Below are 5,918 nucleotides of genomic sequence, written 5' to 3'. Positions count from 1 at the left end.
TGGCAAGCAGGAGCTTGCCACCTAATCTCTTGCACTGGTATCTCTGGCTGAACTGTGCCCTGAAGTGCCCATGTGAAGAATTTTCTGTAGATCTATAGCGCCTACTTAGCTTGAATGAGAGCCACAAAAAAAATAGCAATGATAGCAAATAATCGGAGCATGAGAATAAAATAACCCCGGAACTAAGCCGGGGTTATCAATAATGATGTTATACTACAATTAATTGAAACCTTGCGAGATAGCTTCACCAAGATCGAAGATCGGCAAATAGATGACGATGATAATGGAGCCCACAACCAGAGCCATCAGCACTATTAAAAGCGGCTCGATAAGTGAGGTAAGACGATCAATAACGCTATCCACTAACTTCTCATAGAACTGAGCAGCTTTCCCTAACAGCTTATCCATATCACCAGTTTCTTCGCCGGTAGATAACATTTGCAGCAATGTAGGCGGAAATTCTCCGGTTCTGCGGAAAGCATTGGCTACGCCATAACCCTCTTTTACCAATACTCTGGCACGACGTACGGCACCTTCAACAACAGCGTTTTGAACTACATTCTCGGTAAGTTCCATAGTATCCATAATTGGAACACCGGCAGCCATAAGAATGCTGAAGGTACGGGAAAATTTACTCATAATCGAGTTTGTTACTACACCGCCAACCACCGGAATACGCAGTTTAAGGGTATCCATAACAAATCTGCCTCTATCGGTAAGATAGACCAAAAACAAGGCTACAATCGCCATTATGAAGATCAGTATTGCCAAGAACAGGTTGTTCACAATAAAATTACTTGTATTAATGGCAATCACGGTGGGAGTAGGCAAGGAAGCGTTAAAATCGGCATAAACTTCCGCAAACATGGGAATAATGAAGTAGAACATACCCCAGATCACACCGATGAGGAAGATAAGGATAAAGATAGGATATGCCATTGCGCTGGTAACCTTACGCTTGGTATCCTCGATTTTCTCCAGATAGTCGGAGAGTTCATCCAAAACGGTATGTAGAGTACCGGAAGCTTCTCCGGCTTGCACCAGTGCTACATAAAGCGGATTGAACACACCGGGATGTTGTTCCATAGATTCCGAAAGAGAATATCCCTTACGAATATCATCTCCTATTTTGCGTAATACTTTGGCAAATTTCTTATTCTTTTCTTCTTTTTCCAGGTCGGTAATAGCCTTTTCGATGGTAAGACCGGCAGAGAACATGGTTGAAAGCTGACGTGTGAAGAACACAAGGACTCTAAGGCTTACCCCTGTGCGGAATTTATAGATGGCAAGCATCACTTTATCGAAAAGTGACAGGTTGCCCTTAAACGCTCCCTCGGAAGCAGCTTTCACCGAAATGATAGTAGAGCCTTCTTTAGAAAGCTTTTCTACTGCCATATCCAAAGTATCGGCCTTAATAAGTCCTTCTACTCGTGCGCCTTTGGCGTCTTTTACTATATAGGCAAAATTTGGCATATCAGTTTACCTTCTTATTCTTCTTATTCGACGATGGTCATTTTAACAACTTCGCGGATAGTGGTTATCCCGCGTTTCATTTTTTCTACGGCGGCATCGTGGAGAGTGCGCATACCGGAATTGAGAGCAGAAGCGCGAATTAGATCCTGGTTTCCACCATCATAGATAAGCTGACGAATCTCCTTATCTACGATAAGTAGCTCGAAAATACCAGTACGTCCGGAGAAACCAGTGTTATCGCAATGAACACAGCCCTTTCCCATTTTAAATTTTGCATCTTTTACATCCTGTTCGGTTAAGCCGGCATCACTAATTTCTTGGTCGGTAGGCGTATAATCATCAATGCAATAAGGACAGATTTTTCTTACCAAACGCTGTGCCATCACTAACGAAAGGGAGGAGCCCACCAAGTAAGGCTTGATGCCAATATCGATGAGACGGGTAACTGTAGATGGAGCATCGTTGGCGTGGAGAGTGGAGAACACCAGGTGACCGGTAAGAGAGAATTTAATCGCAATATCTGCAGTCTCTTCGTCACGAATTTCACCAATAAGCACGATATCCGGGTCTTGCCGCAAAACTGAGCGCAAAGCGGAACCGAAAGTAAGCCCTATCTGCTCTTTTGTTTCTATCTGAGTAATACCTTCCAGGCGATACTCAACGGGGTCTTCCACCGTTATAATATTAGTTTCAGGATCCTGAATCTCTTTTAGAGCTGCATGCAATGAGGTAGATTTACCACTACCTGTAGGTCCTGAAACAATGATGATACCATAAGGACGGCGGATAATTCTGTCGAAAATCACCATATCCTCTTCTTCAAAACCTAAGGTGCTAAGTTTGAAGCCAAAATCACCTTTATCCAAAAGACGCATCACCACTTTCTCGCCCAACACGGTGGGAGTAATGGACACACGGACATCAACGCTTTTAATAGATGTTTTAAGAGAAATATGGCCATCTTGGGGTAGGCGGCGTTCAGCAATATTGAGCTTACTCATCACTTTAACCAAAGATACCAACCCTGAGTGCATCCCAATGGGAGGGGTCATAACTTCACGTAAAGCACCGTCTATACGGTAACGAACTCGCGTGTTCTTTACTAATGGTTCAATGTGAATATCAGTAGTGTTTGCCTTAATAGCTTCATTAATAATCAGGTTCAAGAGTTTTACTACCGGGGCATCGGCATCGCTAGAAGCAGCAGAAATAGATATCTCGTTCTCTTCTTCATCCACAGCCACAAAGTCAAAACCGCCAACAGCATCCTCAACCTGGCTGGTAGTGCGGATACTTTTATAGTATTTTTCAATAGTGTCTTTCAGAACGGAATCGCCAATCAGTTCGGGTTTGATATTTTTACCAATGAGCTTCTTAAGACTATCTAAAACGGTGAGGTTTTCAGGATCTGCCAAAGCTACAACAACACCGTCTCCTTCTTCGCGTAAAGCCACAACTCTGTTTTCATAGGCATAGGGCTCAGGAATAAGGGACACAACTTTGAGATCCAGATCCATAAGTTCGCTTTCTTTTACGATATCGTATCCAAGTTGTTGATGCAAGGCATTAAGGAGTTGCTTTTCGGTAATATAACCAAGTTTTATTAGGGTGTCACCAAGCTTAAGACCAAAGTTTGTTTGCTTAATTAGGGCTTCTTTGATTCTTTCTTCGTTAACGTATCCTTCGTGAACCAGAACTTCACCAATTCTGGCAAATTGGGCGTTGAAACTCATTTTTTATATCCTTATTTTGTAATTTTAAGTCTGATAATTCAATGGCTTTTTTACCAAATCTTAATCCTAATAAAAACTCCTCAGGGTTATATTTATGCGTGGGGAGTTGATATCTCCCCACGCTGAATTACATAGTATTTAGAATGGTACGGCACCTTCATGAGACCATACTTGTAAATTGGCGCTGGCGAGATCTGTATTGGTATCTACAATCCAACCTTCAACCAAAACAACTTCTCCAGCAGGTCCTGTACCAGGATCTGGCTCAGGAAATTCAACATTGTATACTCTCAACTTACTTTTTGCTACGCCATCGATAGTTTTTACATACTGTGGAGTAGTAGGATTAGGACAGTACATGCCATAACTAGCATTATACTCATACCTGCCCTTCATGCAAAACAGTAATATTTCACTACCCGTAATGGGAACTCCCTGACCATCCAATAAAGATACGAGCACATCTGCGGTTGTAGAAGCAGGATTGTTGTTTGCACCAAAATGAACTGCTCTGGGATCAACTGCCATCCGTAACTGAGGTTCATTGAGTGGCAAGATATCGGTATATGTTCCAATAACATCTAGTCCATCCGCACCTAAGCTCCGCGCAGTTATAGTTACTTCCTTGTTGGTTTGAGTACCGTGATAGGTAACAATAGTATAAGCTACGCCTTCCAGGGAATCGTCATTAACACTAACATTACCCACGGTGCCTGTTGCCTCTATTTGAGCATCGGCTCCAGCTATGGAAAACCAAACCATAGTATTTCGTAAAACAGGGTTGTTGTAGAGATCTCGTACATGAGCCCCTGCTACTACACGCCATACACCTCCACCAAGACCTTCCCCAGTAGAAAATCCACTCATAAAGGGCGTGATAGTATGGGGAGGACCGGCATGAATAATTACATTAGGTTTTGTGGCACGAATAGTATCGCCATCTGCAACCACACAATTTGCCTCAATTAACAATACACCGGGTTCTGTACCTGCATTTACTGCAACTTGCGCTTCTCCTCCATTCGATGTAACCGTCACCCACTCACCGGCAGGCTGATTATTGAGATTGGCGCCTACAGGAGCAGTTGTATTGGCAATTCTGAAGGATACTTGATTGGGAGAATCGACCAAGTTGTAGTTTATATCTCTGAGTTTTACACGTAAGATTGCCGATGAAGCACCACCGGTATTGGCAACGTTTAGGTGGATAGCATCTTCTTGAGTGAAATCCATCGAATGAACTTGGTCTGAAGCTATAGTGAACACAATCTGAGAGCTAAGAGTATCGTTATTTGCCGAAGCTCTTATAGTTGCAGCGCCAGAAGACAATCCGGGTGTGAATTGGACACGGGCTAACCCGTAATCATTCGAGGGAATATCCGAGTGGTCTGCAGTGTTGGCAAAAGTGCCTAAATTTGTAGTAAACTTCACAATCTGGTTTTGGCATTCGTTGGCATAGGCATCAGTCAATGTTGCTTGTATGAATATGGGAGTCGAGCTGCCTACTTCGCTACTGGAAGCAGGTACATCTTGATCGTTGATCCGCAAGAAGCTTTTAAGCTCTATTGCCGCTGGTCTATCAGGTTTGATAAGTACGTTAGCACTATCGGCAACTGCGCCAATTCTGGCTTTTATAATCCCTAGATCTTCTCCGGGTTTAGTATTTGCACGGGTGCCAGAATTATAAAGTGCAGAAGCTTTGCCATTAAGCGTTTTTGCCACTATTTCTTGACCCAATTCCGTGCCTTCGGTATCTACAAACTTACCCTTGGTGCAAGAAAAAGTTACCAAAGAGTTGTCTGGCAACGAGCTTAAGTCTTCATACAGAGGTCTGGCCGAAACTGGTACTTGTTGGTTAACGCTCATTTCGTAGGGTCCGCTTGTAGGAGGAGCAGAATTGTTAATTTCAAGTTTTACCGAACCAATAGGAGGAATATCTTCTATAAGTACTTGAACTTGGGTAGTATCTGCAGAAATAAGTGAATCTTTAACCGATTCATGGTACTTGCGAACTATAGCGGTGATGGTGGCAAGCCCTGTATCACCCGCATCCCAAAAGGTGCTACGAGCCACACCGGTACTATCGGTTCCTACATTAGTAATAATATTACCCAAATCAGTTTTAAAGTTTACAGTCTGATTGGTAACGCCAAAATTATCACCATCTTTTACTTGTACTTCTATTGTAGAAAAAGTTACGTTATTATCGGCATAAATAACTTCTGGGTTGGCTTTAATGCTGGTAATAATGCGTATGTCCGACAATGATATCTCTTCTTGTGGTTCTGGCATGACGGGAGGCGGATTACGCTTGTCGCAAGATGCGGAAAAGCTCACCAAGATTATTACCAATAAGGTTAAGACAGGCATTAGGGAATGAAATTTCTTCATTATTCCTCCTCACCTTCATATTCTATTAAAGTGCGAGTTAGCCTTTCATCCACAATTGGTTCGGGACTGGTTTCGCTCATCGAAACAAGTCTGGGAGTAATCTCCATAATCAAATCAGTATTTTCCACAAATTCGTAACGGTGTTGGAACAATCTGCCGATAAATGGAATATCACCAAGGAAAGGCAATTTATTTGTCCTTTGAGTAATTGAAGAATTCAACAACCCACCAACGATTATTTTGTGTCCATTTGGAACTGTTACGGTTGATGATACTCTGCGAACTTTGGTGCGAGGAACAAATCCTCCAACCAACTCTTGG

Annotated in this window: 4 protein-coding genes; all 4 read right to left on the bottom strand. The window is 42.7% G+C overall.

What is annotated here, in order from left to right; translation table 11 throughout:
- Positions 1-219: 219 nt before the first annotated feature.
- The gene (locus LHW48_02245; GenBank protein ID MCB5259282.1) at positions 220-1,473 is read right to left on the bottom strand and encodes a type II secretion system F family protein; all 1,254 of its coding nucleotides are present in this window, start codon (positions 1,471-1,473) and stop codon (positions 220-222) included.
- 23 nt (positions 1,474-1,496) lie between these two features.
- A complete protein-coding gene (gene tadA, locus LHW48_02240; GenBank protein ID MCB5259281.1) occupies positions 1,497-3,206 on the bottom strand; it encodes a Flp pilus assembly complex ATPase component TadA in 1,710 nt (569 codons plus the stop codon).
- Between the two features lie 138 nt (positions 3,207-3,344).
- Complete coding sequence (locus LHW48_02235; protein ID MCB5259280.1) at positions 3,345-5,597, bottom strand: hypothetical protein; 2,253 nt, start codon at positions 5,595-5,597, stop codon at positions 3,345-3,347.
- Positions 5,597-5,918, bottom strand: a 322-nt coding sequence (locus LHW48_02230) for a type II and III secretion system protein (protein MCB5259279.1), incomplete at its 5' end; no start/stop codon positions are given. The genes LHW48_02235 and LHW48_02230, both read right to left, overlap by 1 nt.

Source organism: Candidatus Cloacimonadota bacterium (assembly GCA_020532355.1).
Taxonomy (GTDB): Bacteria; Cloacimonadota; Cloacimonadia; order Cloacimonadales; family Cloacimonadaceae; genus UBA5456.
The sequence above is the reverse complement of the archived record's forward strand: the minus strand, read 5'-3'. Positions and strand labels throughout refer to the sequence as shown.